Raw genomic sequence first — 16,990 nt, forward strand, 5'->3', positions numbered from 1 at the left:
AACTTACAAGAGACTATATTCATTTTTTTCTGTTTTGTTTTCACAAATGTGCAAACTAAATTCCAAAAAAACAAACAATTAGCAAGCATTTAAGAAATGTTTAGTCAAAAAATAACAAATTCGCGATAATAAGCGGATTATCCTAACATAATTCCAAAAAAAAGTTAAGATTAATTTGAAATTAAAAATGGTTTCATACCTTTGCGCCCGAATACAGAGGAAAAATTTGAACTGATTGCAACCTCTTCATAATGAAATATTTCATTGTGAATATCGAAAACAAACTTCGATATAAAAAAATGCTAAAGCAGGAACACTTCCCTTTAGTTTTTTACAGCAATTTCTCTTTCCTCGCTTAATTTTAAAATACTATTTATTATGGCTTATTTATTTACGTCAGAGTCTGTAAGTGAAGGACATCCAGACAAAGTTGCTGATCAAATTTCAGACGCATTAATTGATAACTTTTTAGCTTTTGATGCAGACTCCAAAGTAGCATGTGAAACTTTAGTAACTACAGGTCAAGTAATTTTGGCTGGTGAAGTAAAATCAAATACGTACCTAGATGTACAACAAATTGCTCGTGATGTAATCAAAAAAATTGGATACACCAAAAGCGAATACATGTTTGAAGCCAATTCTTGTGGTATTCTTTCTGCTATTCACGAACAATCAGCTGATATTAATCAAGGCGTTGACAGAGCGAGTAAGGAAGAGCAAGGAGCTGGGGACCAAGGAATGATGTTTGGTTACGCTACCAACGAAACCGAAAACTACATGCCTTTGGCACTAGATTTATCGCACAAATTGTTACAAGAATTAGCGATTTTGAGACGTGAAAACAACGAAATCACGTATTTGCGTCCTGATGCTAAATCTCAAGTAACTTTAGAATACAGCGATGATAATAAACCAACACGTATCGATGCGATTGTGATCTCTACACAACATGATGATTTTGATGATGAAGCAGCTATGTTAGCTAAAATCAAAAAAGACATTGTTGCCATTTTGATTCCTAGAATTATCGCTAAAAATCCAGAACACGCTCATTTGTTCAATGATAAAATCCAATACCACATCAACCCAACTGGGAAATTCGTTATTGGAGGACCTCACGGTGATACTGGTTTAACTGGAAGAAAAATCATTGTAGACACTTACGGTGGAAAAGGCGCTCACGGTGGTGGTGCATTCTCAGGAAAAGACCCAAGTAAAGTAGACCGTAGTGCAGCTTATGCTACGCGCCATATTGCTAAAAACTTAGTAGCTGCTGGTGTAGCTGATGAAATTTTAGTACAAGTTTCTTACGCGATTGGTGTAGCTAAACCAATGGGGATTTTCATCGAAACCTACGGAACTTCAAAAGTGAATTTGACAAATGGTGAAATCGCTAAAAAAGTAGAAGAAATTTTCGATATGCGTCCATACTTCATCGAACAACGTTTGAAATTAAGAAACCCTATTTATAGCGAAACTGCGGCTTACGGACACATGGGGCGTACTCCAGAAACCGTAACCAAAACCTTTGCTGCTCCAGGCGGTTTAACTAAAACTGTTGAAGTGGAATTGTTTACTTGGGAAAAATTAGATTTTGTAGATCAAGTAAAAGCTGCTTTTGGATTGTAAGATCAAATTACTGCTTTTCAAAATATAATTATCATTGTATAGTTCTAAGCCCCGATTTAAGAAGTCGGGGCTTTTCTTTTGGCTTTGTATTGTATTTTTTCTTTAATTAGTAGTAACAATTCAATACTATGGCAAATTTTCCTTCGCTTCAAAACGTATTTACTGCTACACGAAATACAATTCAACGTTTTCCTTTAGAGACAATTGCAACCTTGGCAGGATCTGTTTTCGCCATCTTTCTTGTCTCAAAGGAATATGGCGACCCCAACACTGCATTTTACACCAAAGCCATTCTCTCAAGTTTATTGTGCTTAGTAGCTTTCCTTTCAGTAAGTCTGTATTTTTCAGCAAGCAGAAAGGGCTACATGTACCGATTACTTGCGAGTTTCATTTTAGGTGGACTTGCTATTGCTTTTGTCTATAGTTTTGAGGATGACATTTCTGAAGTAGAAGCGCAACAGTTTGTAGTGCTTAGTATTGCACTACACTTACTGGTTGCATTTGCTGGATTTATCCCCAAAAAATACCATCAAGAAGAGTTTTGGGAGTTCAACAAACAACTTTTTTTAAGGATTATTACCGCAGGTTTGTATAGCAATGTCCTTTATGCAGGGCTGGCATTGGCCATAGTCGCTGTAAAAGAACTTTTCGATCTTGAGCTGAACGAAAAGATATTTGGGTACCTTTTTATTGCCATTGCCGGACCATTCAATACCCTGTTTTTTTTGAATGGTGTTCCCGAAATCCAAAACTCAAAAAACACATTAGCGCTTAGTTACCCTGTTGGTCTCAAGAAATTCACACAATATGTACTGCTGCCCTTAATCAGCCTTTATTTGATTATTCTACTTTGTTATGAGGCAAAAATCATTTTTACTTTATCGCTACCCATTGGCTGGGTTTCGTATTTGGTTTTAGTTTTTGCTATTATTGGTATTTTATCTTTTTTACTGGTACAGCCCATCGCAACATCGGCGGGTAACTTGTGGATGCAAACCTTCAATCGCTGGTTTTATTACTTATTAATTCCTTTATTAGGTTTGTTGTTTTGGGCAATTTTGTACCGAATTTACAGCTATGGCTTTACTCATGAACGCTATTATGTGCTGCTTTTAGCTGTTTGGCTTACCCTTTTGGTACTGTATTTTTTAGGCAGCAAAAATCCGAAAATCAAGTTTATTCCCATGAGTTTATGTTTTGCTGGGTTATTTTCACTTGTAGGCCCACAAAGTGCACACAACATTTCGAAATGGAGTCAAATGAATCGATTAACAAGTTATGTCCAAAAATTAAAAACACAAAAATTGACTACTGCTGAAGAAAAAAACATGAGCAGTATTGTTGATTTTATTCTCACTAATTATGCTGCAGAAATTGTACTTCCAGTAGCCAAAGACCAACTAACCGCTTTATATTCTTCCCAAAAAAAACCCACTTCAACTGAAATTCTAAAAGCACTAGGGGTTCAATACCATATGTGGAATGACAACTCATCCAATTATTTTAACTATGCCTATCCAGATTCGGATTCAAAATACATAGATAACATTCAGGGATATGATATTTCTATGGTGGTAACCCAAGACGCTGTCATTAACTGTAAAAATTGCCTCAACCTCAACGCTAAAAACTATTCCTTCCTCACAGAAAAAAAAGACTACGGAATAGACCTTACCATCAATAATGAAACCATTGCTTTACTCCTAAATGATTTTGTCAACAACCAAAAGCAATTTGACAACACCATTGAAAAGCAAAAGAAAATCACACAAACAATTGATTCAAAAAACTACCAAATCACAATCATTTATCTAGAAATAGACGGGAAAATTAGCGACAACAAAAAGACAATCAACAACTTTAGGATTAAACTATTGATTAAAATAAAATAATTAGCTGTTTTTTGATTACAAATTATACTTAACAGAGAAAATCAAATAACGAGGCTGTACGGTATATTGCGAGGTGCGCGTGGCAAATTGCGTAAAACTATCGTCATTGAGCGAAGTCGTATTGAGTAAATTGGTGCCACTTGCTTTGTATTCCCACTTGCTGTCCTTTTTTTGAAAAATGATACTCGCGTTTAAGAAATCATATTCGTTATCGACTGTTTTGTTGGTGTTGTAATAATGATAAAATTCGTACTCCGCCACAAATGAAAAGTTTTTAAGGAAAAAATAATCCAATTTAGCAAAAGGGCGATCGGTATAAAAAGTATTATTATTCAAATCATTGATGACAATATTGTACCCGACTTCTAGATTGGGTAAATCTTTATAGTTGGTCGAAGCTCTAAGCGTATAACTTTGCGTCAAACTCTCTATCGCAGCAAATTCCCCATTTTGAATATTGTTGAATTTTGACCAATTCACACTCGCATTAAGTGAAGCTTTGTATCGTTTGAGAAACGAACGGCCGTATGAACCAAAACCAGAAATCGTTTCGTCAGCAAAAGGCGAATTAAACGGACTTGATGTTTGATTTACTCCATCAAACACGGCATTTGTTTTGACAGCATCAAGACGCTTGGTATAATTTAAGGAAGCTGCAATGTTTTCAAGATTAAACATGTTGTATTTAAAATATCGCAAGGAATGCTGTTGAGCAGTAGCATTCTCCAATGTTCTATTTCCTTGTACCAAACTATTATAATTTGAAAAAACATAGCCTTCGACCAATTGATTTATGTCTGTGAAATTATTGGTTAACGAATAGTTGTATGTCAAATTCTCAGCCTTTTTGATTTGATAGATGGCCAAGAAATCGGGTAAAACTCTGAAAAACTTCAAATTAAAACTAGACCCTAATTGTGTATTGGTCATGTCATAGCTATGCAGACTCACCCCTGGTGTAAACGTAAACTTTCCTGTAAGCAATTTGTAATGCAACCCCAAATACACATCATTAAAACGGTAATCCACATCGTTGGTATTGGCTTTATCGGTAAGATTATTTACGGTTTGATTGTCCAAAATTTGAAACATAGACGAGTTGAAATTTTGGTAAGAATAGGTGTTACCTAAAGTGATGTTAATATTGCTTTTGTTATTTAGCATATAGTAGTAATCTACTTTAGCATCAATTTTATTGGTTTTTACAAAACGATCTTGATTGATATCGTTTCTATTTTGTCCAGCAATATATCCTGCTAAATTAAAAGGTTGTGTCTTTAAATTGGCTTGATAAAAGGGATCTTCTTCTTGATACAAACTTTGCATTTCGAGTGCAAAAACGTTCTTTTCGCTTAGTGTAAAATAGGCACTCAAATTTTGATTGACCGATATCGGTTCTTGGTTTTTATTGGTAGCAATCGTTTCAAGATTGGCAATTCCGTTAACGATGGATTCCCGTAACAAAGAATTGTCTTCATCTTGCTTAGAGAGTTTGGTCAATACATCATAATCCAATTGAAAATTAGCATTGGGTTTATAAGATGTACTCAACTTAAACAATCCTAAATTGCTATTCTGACGCACTACTTCTTTACGGTTTTCAGTAGAGAACACCTCTGAAGAGTTGGGTTTCAGAATGTTGTTTTGCGAAATCGTTTCTAAATCGGTGATCGAAGAAGAAACAATTCCAAACCCACTAAAACTCCAGGCTTTGTTCACATTATAGGAAAAATTGGTCGCACCAAACTTAGTATCAATTTCTTTGGCTCTATTGTTTCGGGCTCCAGATAAACCTAAATCATTCGAAGCCACATTAAAACTAGAGCCTCCCTTGGCTCCTAAGCCTCTAAATCCACCTGTAAATTTAAAATAGTCCTGAATGGTCAAAGGCAATTCTCCAATATTATTAAAATTGGAAATAAAATTCACACTGTATTTTGGATTGTAATAAAACAACTTGGGATTGATGACATAACGGCTTTCTTTGTGCGCAATACCCACACCCGCGTTGACATCCCCAAACCAAAAGTTCTTCTTCCCAGATTTCAATTTAATATTCATTCCAATATTATCTTGATTGTTTTCCACACCTTTCAGAATCGAGTTCTCGTTGTAATTGCGCAATACTTGAATCTTATCAATCGCATCAGCAGGGATATTTTTTACGCCCAATTTGGTGTCACCGTCAAAAAAGTCTTTCCCTTCCACCATCAGTTTGGTTACTTTTTTGCCTTCTACTTCAATCTCTCCATCAGCATTGACTTCCACTCCCGGTAATTTTTTCAACACATCTTCCAGTTTTCGTTCGGTACCGGATTTAAACGAATCCGCATTGTACACAATCGTGTCACCTTTGATAGAAACAGGCATTTCGCGAACAATTTCTACTCCATCCAGTTCAATTCCACCCGCATCCAAAGCAATATTTTTGACAATATTGGCGGCCGTTGTTGTAACTTCGACCTCTTTATTTTGCATCCCCAAAAAACTCACTTTGATTAAATAGGTAGTATTGGGTTTCAAATTCAGGCTGAATTTTCCTTTGTCATTCGTTATGGCATACGCATCCATGGCTTTGGTGCTTTTATTCACCGCCATTACGTTCGCCATTTCCAATCCTGCATTTTTAGAATCGGTAATCAAACCATCGAGTTTGATGGTTTGGGCAAAAGATACCATGGAAAAAAGATAAAGAGCAATTCGAAGCAATGCTTTCATACAATGGTTATTGAATGGGTTAGTTGTAGTACATGATTTTGGAGCAGCAACAATAGGCTTTTTGAGACAACAAAGTCCCGTCGTCCGCTATATCTTTGCCTTTTGTAAAGAAAAAAGGCAAAGGATACCGCTCCCACCGGGGCTAGAAGGCGGCATTGTTTTTATGAGTTTACATTTTCAGTTCGAAAACCGAAACTAAAAGTGATTTTATCATCAACCTCCAGATCTAATGATGAATTGCCCACCATTACCGCCTCTACCGCGATTCATTTCTCGCATCTCCTCCATTTTCTGTAACATCGTTTCGTCGAACACTTTTTGGGTCACCACTTTCCCATTGGTAGCTGGTTTTATTGCGGCTTTCTCTTTTGGATTCAACACTACTTTAGAACATAAAATCACCGTTCTTCCATCGTTTACCTCCAAAATCAATCCCGGCAATCCCCAATAGCCTTCTGGACCTTGGTTTACCGGAATTTCGGGAGTGTACCAAGCTGTGATGGTTTGTTCCTTTGGCATTTCGATCATATCCATAATGCTAGATTTCTTCTCCGTCGAGGCTTCTTTCTTGTCTTTATCCGTTCCTTCTTTGGTTTTCTTATCGACTTTTGGTCTAAAATTTCTAAAATCCGATTTATTTATTGGTACAACTGCAGTAGCTTTATAACAAGTGTACCCCCCAATTACTCTGGTTTCGCCTTCCATTTTCCATTTCATGTGGGTTAGGGTGTCTTTTACCAAAAACTCCTTACCCATGAATTCTTTATCAACCGTATAGGTTTTGTCTTTCACATTCTTATAATACGTTCCGCCACCACCAGAAAATGACATCATCATTCGCATTCCGCCGCCTCCGCCTTGGCCGGGTGTTTCTAATTTCTCTTCTTCCTTGTAAATAGAAGCTGTCTTGTCAAAATTCAGTATAAATGTTTTCTCAAACATTTTTTTCATTCTTTCCTCAATGTTTTTCATCATCTCGGGAGTCATGTTTTTATTCCCTTCCATTCGGGTTTTAAAATCGGCTGTACTTGTTTTGGACTCGTACACCGCCATACCTTGAAATTCCTGAGCTTTAAGCCCAATACTGGTCAAAACCAGCGCAGTCAACAACAAAATAATTTTATACATGATTTTTAGATTTTGGTAATAAGACTAAATACAACACCTTTTGTTACACAAGTAGTTAGAAAAATAATGTAAGACCATAGAACATTGAAAAGGTTTAATTGTAAATTAGCAAAATGAAACATTATTTGATTTGGATTCCTTTTTTTTTGGTTTGTCCCTTCGTTCAAGGTCAAATCAACAGTGTAGCAACTGAACAAAGTACCCTACTAAAGGGCAATTATTCTTTTTATGCTATGGATCCTTTTCAATATTGTTATTCCGTTCAAGCCCATGTTTTTAGGAAAACACTCGATAAAGAATACTTTGAATACAAAAACGTATCTTTAGGCAAGATCACCAAAGTTGATATTCAAAATCCACTAAAATTATTGCTGTATTATGAAGATTTCAACACGGTAATCTTACTCGACAACCAATTAAACGAAACACAAAGAATCGATTTTTCTCTAGAAAAAACGCCGATTAATGTCACAGCTATTGGTATAGCTTCATTAAATCAACTTTGGATTTACAATTCCCTTAACCAACAATTAGGCTTGTATGATTACCTAAAAAACACCTACAAAACTGTGGGTACACCACTTACGGCCAAAATAAAACACTACACCTCTGACTTTAACACCTTTACATGGATTGACGAAAACAACCAAGGCTATTCTTGTTCTATTTTTGGAAACATCACGTCTTTAGGAGCCTATCCTACGGGTGACCAACTTCAAATTATCTCGACTACTACAGTGTTGCTCTCTGAGAAAGAAGAATTATATATTGCCACACGACAAAGAGACAATTCATGGGTGAAAAGGAAGCTATCCATAGCTGAAAAAAGGTTTGAAAAATTCTATTATCAAGGCCAAAATTTAACTATTTTTACCACCGAAGGAATTTATAATTTTAAAATCATACTACCGTAATGCACATAGCCGTAGCAGGAAACATAGGTTCAGGAAAAACTACCTTAACACAATTATTGTCAAAACATTTTAAGTGGGAACCGCATTACGAAGATGTGGTAGACAATCCCTATTTGGACGATTTTTACCACCAAATGGAACGTTGGTCCTTTAATTTACAGATTTACTTTTTAAATAGTCGCTTCCGTCAAATCATGCAAATCCGTCAAAGCGGTAAAAAAATCATTCAAGACCGCACGATTTATGAGGATGCGCATATTTTCGCTCCCAACTTACACGCCATGGGATTGATGACTAATCGCGATTTCCAAAACTACTCTTCTTTGTTTGAGTTGATGGAAACCACGGTACAGGCCCCTGATTTGTTGATTTATTTAAGAAGTTCCATTCCCAATTTGGTGGGTCAGATACACAAACGCGGCCGTGAATACGAAAACTCCATTTCGATTGACTATTTGAGCCGTTTGAACGAACGTTACGAAGCATGGATTCAAAGTTATACCAAAGGAAAACTTTTGGTGATTGATGTAGATAACATCAATTTTGTGGATAATCCAGAAGACTTAGGAAACATCATCAACAGAATTGACGCAGAATTGAACGGATTGTTTTAGAAAGACAGATTACCTCAGATTTATAAAAAACAAAAGCTTTGCAGATGCAAGGCTTTTTTGTTTGTTTTACTCTAAAAAAAACCTCACAACAAAATAATGTTGTGAGGTATTTTTGGTTTGTGCATGAGCCAAAGTAATTACTTTGACCTAGTCTATTCAATTATTTCAAAGCTTGCACTTTAGCTTTTACTTCTTCAGGAGTTCCTTCGAAAGTTTGGGTAGTAGTAGCGCCATTAGCTGTAGTAGTTACCGTAGCTTTAGCTTTACCATTTTCGTTAGTCATTTCTACACGAATATCTTTCATGGTAGTCAACTTAATCTCCGTTTTCTCTCCAACATATTTTCCATCGGCATCGTACATTGACAAACATTTGGCAGTACATTCTTCAGAACAACCATTTTCTTTGCACATTGCAGCGCATTCGTCTTTGGTCATTGTAGCCATTTTTGCTGGGTCGCATTTTTTGGCTTCACACATCATTTCGGTTTTAGCACCGTTTTTACAACAAGCAGCTGCAGCAGCGGTATCAGCATGTCCACTTCCTAAAATCGGAGCAATTACTAATCCAATCAAACAAGTTAATTTGATTAAAATATTCATAGATGGTCCAGAAGTATCTTTGAAAGGATCTCCCACGGTATCTCCAGTAACCGCCGCTTTGTGTGCGTCAGAACCTTTGTACGTCATTTCTCCATTAATCATTACACCCGCTTCGAAAGATTTTTTAGCATTATCCCAAGCACCTCCAGCATTATTTTGGAAAACGGCCCAAAGTACACCAGATACTGTCACACCAGCCATATAACCACCTAACATTTCGGCAATCAATTGGTTGTTATCACCGTAAACTAATTTTCCTAATAACACAATTGCAATTGGGAAACCAATGGTTAAAATACCAGGTAACATCATTTCACGTAAAGCGGCTTTGGTTGAAATTTCCACACATTTACCGTATTCTGGTCTTCCGGTTCCTTCCATAATACCTGGAATCTCTTTGAATTGGCGACGTACTTCGTACACCATATCCATAGCTGCTTTACCCACAGAATTCATTGCTAAAGCCGAGAAAACCACTGGAATCATTCCACCCACAAATAACATAGCTAAAACAGGCGCTTTAAAAATATTGATGCCATCAATTCCTGTAAACGTTACATAAGCCGCAAACAAAGCCAACGAAGTTAGTGCTGCAGAAGCAATCGCAAAACCTTTTCCAGTTGCTGCAGTTGTATTTCCTACTGAATCCAAAATATCGGTTCTGGTACGCACTTCTTTTGGTAATTCACTCATTTCAGCAATTCCACCAGCATTGTCTGAAATAGGTCCAAATGCATCAATTGCTAATTGCATAGCAGTAGTCGCCATCATCGCAGAAGCAGCTAAAGCCACACCATAAAATCCAGCTAAAGCATAAGAAGCCCAAATGGCACCACCGAATAACAATACTGTTGGAAAAGTAGATATCATACCCGTTGCCAAACCAGCGATTACGTTAGTTCCAGCTCCAGTAGAAGATTTTTGTACGATAGCTAAAACTGGCTTTGTGCCTAATCCAGTATAATATTCAGTAACTGAAGAAATAGCTCCACCCACAAACAATCCTACAATTGTAGCATAAAAAACACGTATAGAATCGATGTCTTTAACTCCTTCGCCATAAAACTCCATTTTCATGGTCGTAGGCAACATATATTGTACTAAGAAGTAGCAAGACACCAAGGTTAAAACAATAGACACCCAGTTACCGATGTTTAGGGCTTTTTGCACTTGAGCTTCTTTGGCATCATCACTACTAATTTTCACCAACATCGTTCCGATAATAGAAAACAAAATTCCAAAACCAGCAATCGCCATCGGCAATAAAATTGGACCGATTCCGCCAAAGGCATCCTCAATTTTACCACCCATATCTGTAATTACATAATTACCAAGAACCATTGCTGCCAATACAGTCGCCACATACGACCCAAATAAATCCGCACCCATACCGGCAACGTCACCTACGTTATCCCCAACGTTATCAGCGATTGTAGCTGGGTTTCTTGGATCATCTTCAGGGATTCCTGCTTCTACTTTACCAACCAAATCGGCACCTACATCGGCTGCTTTGGTGTAAATTCCACCACCAACACGAGCAAACAAAGCGATAGATTCAGCCCCTAAAGAAAATCCAGCTAAGGTTTCCAAAACAACTGTCATGTCTTCAGTAGAAGTCCATGCTCCGTTCATAAAGATTCTGAAAAAGACAATAAAAAAACCGGTCAACCCTAAAACAGCTAAACCGGCGACACCTAATCCCATTACTGTTCCTCCACCAAAAGATACTTTCAAAGCTTGAGGCAAACTAGTACGTGCAGCTTGTGTAGTTCTTACATTGGTTTTAGTGGCGATTTTCATTCCCATATTTCCAGCCAAAGCGGAGAAAAAAGCACCAAAAATAAAGGCGATAACTATTAACAAATGGGTTTTTACACCAGGCAAGAAAGTTATCCCTGCCAATACTGCACTTGCTAAAAGGACAAATACAGCTAATAATCTATATTCTGCTTTTAAAAAGGCCAGAGCCCCTTCATAAATATAATCTGATATTTCTTTCATTTTGCCGTCACCAGCATCTTGTTTGAGCACCCAAGCTCGTTTTGCGAACATGAACAGAAGTCCAATAAGCGCCATAACAATTGGCACATAAATCATAAATGTATTCATAAAAAATGTTATTTTTTAATTATTATAAAAAACTTGTTGGAAACGAATTTAAACAAAAAAAGCAATACTCATAACCAAGTATTGCTTTTTTTATAAAATTATATAGTTAAAATTATTTAATACTAAATAATCCCTCAGGCTTATTTTCGATATCGTCAAAACGCTTGCTGCATTCTCTGATGATCGCATAGGCTTCATTCACGTCTCCCCAACCTTCTACATCCACTTGCTTGTGCTCCAAATCTTTGTACACTTGAAAAAAGTGTTCAATTTCTTTGATCAAATGAGTGTTTACATCCGAAAGATCATTCAATTTATTCCAAATTGGATCCGAAACAGGAACGCAAATTATTTTTTCATCTGGTCCTTTATCATCTGCCATGTGAAAAACACCAATTGGCTTTACTTCCATCACACAACCAGGAAAAGTTGGCTCATTAATCAAAACCAAAACATCTAACGGGTCTCCATCTAAAGCTAACGTTTCTGGGATGAACCCGTAGTCTGCGGGATACATCATAGACGAAAATAACATTCTGTCGAAACGCATTCTTTTGATGTCAAAATCGTACTCGTATTTGTTTCTACTTCCTCTTGGTATTTCGATCAATACATCGAAAGTTTTTAATTTGTCTGCAGTCATTGTTTACTAAGTCTTAGCTTTTTATAAATTTTTTGCAAAAGTAGACAAACCGAACGTTTATACAAGAAAAAAATGACCTTATATCATGATATCTTTATTCATGATCATGGATTGTACTCTATTTTGCGGTTGCGCTTCCTTAAATAATGGTGCCAAAGCAGATAGGTAGCATAAGAACGGTAAGGTTTCCATGATTGAGCATGGCTTTCCATCTCTCCTTTTTCGTGTAAATTAAAGAGTTCTTTGAAGGTAGTTACTACTGCAATGTCGCCAAGAGGTAACAAATCAGGTGCTTGTAAAGAAAACATCAAATAAATATCGATAGTCCAATGACCGATGCCTTTTATTTTGATTAATTGTTCACGAACCTCGGCAGCAGAAAGTGAGGACAATTCTTCAAGAACCAATTCTTTTGAAAGGAGTGCAGCAGCCAAAGCTTTGATATAGGTTGTTTTTTGACGACTAACACCCACTGCCTTTATTTGCTCGTCACTTAGTTGTGCAACTGTTTCAGGATAAAAGGATTTTACAAGTTCTTTTAGTCGCAAAAAAGTGGCTTTGGCCGAATCAATAGATACTTGTTGTTCAAGAATTAAAAGCACGAGTGTCTCAAAACCTTCAGGGCGTTGTGGAATAGTAGGTAAACCGTAGTTCTCAACTATAGTTTTGAAAACGGGTTCTTGCTGAATTAATAACGAAAAAGGTTCTTGCATAATCGATTTTATTAGCCCAGATGGGAGCGGCATCCTCCTGGGGTGGGGTTCACCCCTGGAGATACAGCGGACAGCTGGAAAAGGCTCCTAAAAATTAAACCCGAAAGTTCCTTTTACAGTGAAATTTTGCGCATCAGGCACATCGCGATAATTACCGCGCCACGCAAAATCTATTCTAAATACTTTGAAAATATTCCCAATTCCGGCACTGTATTCCCAATAAATGTTCTCTGGGGCAACATAGGGCAATCCTGAAGCATTAATGGCTCTGTTGGCATCCGAAATGGTTCCGTAAACGCTTTTTACCCCCATAACCTCACGCCAATTGAGTTTTCGCATAAATGGGATACGAGCAAACAAACGCCCTTGGAAGTTGTGATTCCATTGCAAGGTTACGTATTGATCGCTTATAAACTCGTAGAAATTCAGATTATTGAAGGTATTTTCAATACTGAAATACGTTTGATTCCCAGGAATGACACTCATCAAGCCTAGAGGAATGGTGCCAAATGTTTTTCCTGCCTCTAAAATTAAATTGGTTCTTCCGAGTGGCCCGATAATGAAAGGCTGTTTGTAATACACCTGAATTTTATCATACCTGAAATCGCTGTTTAGAACGCCTTTGAATCCGTGGCTGAAATTTACAAAAACACGACTATAAGGACTGTCTACAATATCGCGTTCTACCCCAAAACCAATAGTTTTTCGGTTGGGAGTGTACTCAATTTGAAGATTTGCTTCGGACTGTTTTACCTCACTCTTGATAACACCCGCAGGATTCGAAGCCGTGGGCAAAGTGGTATAATAATCTAGACTAAAGGTTGGCGAAGCCGAAACTAAGGTGCGATGCGATATTCCGGTTTGAAAGGTCCAGTTCTTAAAAGGTTCGATCTCGAAGGAGAAACTGGTTAAGTTGATATTCGTGAGCTTTCCGTTACTTCCTGTAGTAAACAAAGCTGAAGACGCAAAACTTCGTCCCAAGACATCATTGGTTGTGGTCAAACTGGCACCGATTTGCTCAATGTCCCGTCGATTTCCTCCCGAAAGGATGATTCGGTTTTTCTTATCGACCATCCATTTCCCTGAAACGCCATATTTGAATTTTTGATCCTCAAAACCATAAGCCGTAAAAGCTTGGACACGCCAAGGATCGTTAGGCCCAAAATACGTTCTCCCACCCAAACGAAGTCGAATACCTTCAACTTCGTTAAAACCAAAAGTTGAAAAAATATTTCCAAAATCAAAATTATTGAACTCTACATAGCCACTTCCTAAGATGGAAACCAAGCTATACAACTGCTTGAATTTTTTGACGGTTTGCAAAGTATCTAGCATTTTGTAAACGCCTTTTTCGTCTTTGGAGAGTTTTTCAAAACGATTCTCTTCCCAATATTCTTCGGATTTGTTGTAGACTTCGTTGTCTATAAAATTGACTTCGTCTTTGTAAAAAGCTGTGGGTTTGGGTTTATTGAACTCGTGATTGCGATAAAAAGAGGTTCTTTTGCCATACACTCCTTTTGATTTTTCTTTTTTGTTCAAAGCAAAATCCGACATTAAATAATCTCTAGTCAAGAGAAAAACAGAGTCGTTCATCACCTCAAATTCTTGCTCGATATAAATGTCTTTTACCCAGTTAATATTGGCGCTTTTGGTAACCGCCATATTGATTTTTTTGATGGCAAAAGTGGTATCGTTTACCCAAAAATCTCCTTTGAAGGTCAATTCGTTTTTACGTCTTGGATAGAAAACAATATTAAAGCACCATTTGTTATCGATTAATGCGCTATCACGCAATACATAATTATAGACATCTATCCCTGTTCTAGAAAGGGGACTGGTAAAACTTTTGTCAAAAAAAGTCAAGTGGTTGTCATAGATATTGTAATCAGAATACAAATCTTTGACAAAAGCTAAGATTTGCTGATTTCCATTAAATCCAGAGGTTTTATTGGCTTTATTGATTTCTTTGACTTTCTTGATGGTGTTGTCTCCATACACATCATACAACGCTTCGTTGATAAAAATGGGCAAATAGGTTTTTCCCGTAATCTTTGAGGTATCTACCTGCTTGAAAATAAATTCCATGCCTTTGAAAATTTTATTTTTCATAAAAGCACTGTCGATAGTGTTCATATCAAATTCTATCTTCTCATACTTCTCCATTTGGTATTGATTGAATTGATACAGCCCGTTCTTTCGCTTTCGCTCCCAAATTTTGCGCAAAATATCTAAGGCAGGATTGTTTTTCTTTGACGTTTTACCTGCAAAAACTACCACTTCGCTCAATTCAAGCATGTCCTTCAGTACAATTTTAAAATTGTAATTCACCGCTTTTTCTAAGATAATTTCTTTATCCGTAAAGCCAACAGAAGTAACTACTAAGACCGTATATGTTTTTGGCGACTCCAGATAAAATCGACCATCTTCATTGGTTACGATTCCAATATTGGAATTTTTAAAAACAACATTGGCATACGGAATGGGCTGATTGGATTTGTCTACCACTATACCGCTAACCTTGGTTTGCGCTTTTGTGACAGTGACTAATATAAATAGATGTATAAAGAGATATAAAATTGATTTTTTCATAATAAAAAAAGGGCTCCATCGAATGCGTATCGATGAAGCCCCAAATATAATAATTAGAAGATAAGTTGGAGCCTTAAACCCCTACTACGAATGTTAAAAAAAGCTATTTTATGCTTTTTAACATCTGTTACTTTTTATACAATACTTTTTTAACTGCTTTTACTACATCATCAGCGTTAGGTAACCATTCTTTAAGTAGAACTGGAGAATAAGGTGCTGGTGTATCAGCTGTAGTGATTCGCTGAATTGGAGCATCCAAGTAATCAAAGGCTTGCTCTTGTACCAAATAGGTAATCTCTGAAGAAACACTAGCAAAAGGCCAAGCTTCTTCTAAAATTACCAAACGATTCGTTTTCTTAACCGAATTCAAAATCGCTTCTGTATCCATTGGACGAACGGTTCTCAAATCGATTACTTCACAAGAAACTCCTTCTTTAGCCAATTCATCTGCTGCTTTAAAAGCTTCTTTGATAATTTTACCAAAAGAAACAATTGTTACATCAGTTCCTTCTCTCACCACATCAGCTACTCCCAACGGAATAGTGTATTCTCCATCTGGCACTTCGCCTTTATCGCCATACATTTGCTCTGATTCCATAAAGATAACTGGATCGTTATCACGAATGGCTGATTTCAACAATCCTTTGGCATCATATACATTCGAAGGTACTACAACTTTTAGACCTGGAGTATTCGCAAACCAATTCTCGATAGCTTGAGAGTGCGTTGCTCCTAGTTGTCCCGCAGAAGCTGTTGGTCCTCTAAAAACAATTGGAATATTGAATTGCCCACCAGACATTTGACGCATCTTGGCAGCATTATTTATAATTTGATCAATACCTACCATACAAAAGTTGAAGGTCATGTATTCTACAATCGGACGGCATCCATTCATGGCTGAACCTACTGCAATACCTGTAAAACCTAGCTCAGCAATAGGAGTATCAATTACTCGTTTTTCACCAAATTCGGCCAACATTCCTTTCGATGCTTTGTAGGCACCATTGTATTCAGCAACTTCTTCACCCATTAAGTATATGGACTCATCGCGACGCATTTCTTCACTCATCGCTTCGCAAATCGCCTCTCTAAATTGTATCGTTCTCATATTATAATATCTAAGTGTGTTTTTTTCGAACAGCAAAAATAAATATTTTAAACTACTTTAAAGCATAAAATAGGTTTAAAATTATTAGGAGCTAGTTCCAGCTATCCGCTATATCTCTAGTGGCGAACCCCGCCACTGGAGGATGCCGCTCCTATCTGGGCTAAGGCAATGGGGTCAAAAGACACATTTTGCTTTCGAAACAAAAAGCTATTTAACCCAAAAAAGTGAAATTCAAACCATAAGCATTCAACTATAAATCCATAAGAATTGTTTTTATTTAAGTTTAACAAGAGAATTTTCCGTATTCAGCGAAATCGAAATAGTTTTGAAAA

11 protein-coding genes are annotated in these 16,990 nt (G+C 36.9%); 4 read left to right on the plus strand and 7 right to left on the minus strand.

The window, feature by feature from the left end; all coding sequences use genetic code 11:
• Window positions 1-378: 378 nt before the first annotated feature.
• Both metK and ACSVH5_RS05275 read left to right on the plus strand, forming a co-directional pair.
• Window positions 379-1,629 carry a methionine adenosyltransferase gene (metK, locus tag ACSVH5_RS05270; RefSeq protein ID WP_438060410.1) on the plus strand — a complete coding sequence of 417 codons (1,251 nt, stop codon included), beginning with the start codon at window positions 379-381 and terminating at the stop codon, window positions 1,627-1,629.
• 128 nt (window positions 1,630-1,757) lie between these two features.
• Window positions 1,758-3,521, plus strand: coding sequence for a DUF4153 domain-containing protein (locus ACSVH5_RS05275; RefSeq protein WP_438060411.1), 1,764 nt, complete (start codon window positions 1,758-1,760; stop codon window positions 3,519-3,521).
• Window positions 3,522-3,536: 15 nt separating this feature from the next.
• On the opposite strand, the gene ACSVH5_RS05280 is transcribed toward ACSVH5_RS05275, so the two are convergent.
• Entirely contained in the window at window positions 3,537-6,239 is a 2,703-nt protein-coding gene (locus tag ACSVH5_RS05280; RefSeq protein ID WP_438060412.1) for a carboxypeptidase regulatory-like domain-containing protein, read from the minus strand.
• A 213-nt stretch (window positions 6,240-6,452) separates the two neighbouring features.
• A complete protein-coding gene (locus tag ACSVH5_RS05285; protein WP_438060413.1) occupies window positions 6,453-7,367 on the minus strand; it encodes a GLPGLI family protein in 915 nt (304 codons plus the stop codon).
• Window positions 7,368-7,480: 113 nt separating this feature from the next.
• Between ACSVH5_RS05285 and ACSVH5_RS05290 the strand changes: the two genes are divergently transcribed.
• Together ACSVH5_RS05290 and ACSVH5_RS05295 are read left to right on the plus strand one after the other, a co-directional pair.
• Window positions 7,481-8,281, plus strand: coding sequence for a hypothetical protein (locus tag ACSVH5_RS05290; protein WP_438060414.1), 801 nt, complete (start codon window positions 7,481-7,483; stop codon window positions 8,279-8,281).
• A complete protein-coding gene (locus ACSVH5_RS05295; protein ID WP_438060415.1) occupies window positions 8,281-8,895 on the plus strand; it encodes a deoxynucleoside kinase in 615 nt (204 codons plus the stop codon). Before ACSVH5_RS05290 ends, ACSVH5_RS05295 begins: the two co-directional genes overlap by 1 nt.
• Before the next feature lie 160 nt (window positions 8,896-9,055).
• Here ACSVH5_RS05295 and ACSVH5_RS05300 read toward each other — a convergent pair whose 3' ends face one another.
• The 5 genes from ACSVH5_RS05300 to ACSVH5_RS05320 form a co-directional block, all read right to left on the minus strand.
• A complete protein-coding gene (locus ACSVH5_RS05300; protein WP_438060416.1) occupies window positions 9,056-11,605 on the minus strand; it encodes a sodium-translocating pyrophosphatase in 2,550 nt (849 codons plus the stop codon).
• 112 nt (window positions 11,606-11,717) lie between these two features.
• Complete coding sequence (locus tag ACSVH5_RS05305; RefSeq protein WP_438060417.1) at window positions 11,718-12,248, minus strand: inorganic diphosphatase; 531 nt, start codon at window positions 12,246-12,248, stop codon at window positions 11,718-11,720.
• 104 nt (window positions 12,249-12,352) lie between these two features.
• A complete protein-coding gene (locus ACSVH5_RS05310; RefSeq protein ID WP_438060418.1) occupies window positions 12,353-12,961 on the minus strand; it encodes a DNA-3-methyladenine glycosylase family protein in 609 nt (202 codons plus the stop codon).
• An 87-nt stretch (window positions 12,962-13,048) separates the two neighbouring features.
• Entirely contained in the window at window positions 13,049-15,550 is a 2,502-nt protein-coding gene (locus ACSVH5_RS05315; protein ID WP_438060419.1) for a DUF5686 family protein, read from the minus strand.
• A gap of 127 nt (window positions 15,551-15,677) precedes the next feature.
• Complete coding sequence (locus ACSVH5_RS05320) at window positions 15,678-16,658, minus strand: pyruvate dehydrogenase complex E1 component subunit beta (RefSeq protein ID WP_438060420.1); 981 nt, start codon at window positions 16,656-16,658, stop codon at window positions 15,678-15,680.
• Between the last annotated feature and the right edge of the window lie 332 nt (window positions 16,659-16,990).

Source organism: Flavobacterium sp. RSSA_27 (assembly GCF_051547125.1).
Taxonomy (GTDB): Bacteria; Bacteroidota; Bacteroidia; order Flavobacteriales; family Flavobacteriaceae; genus Flavobacterium.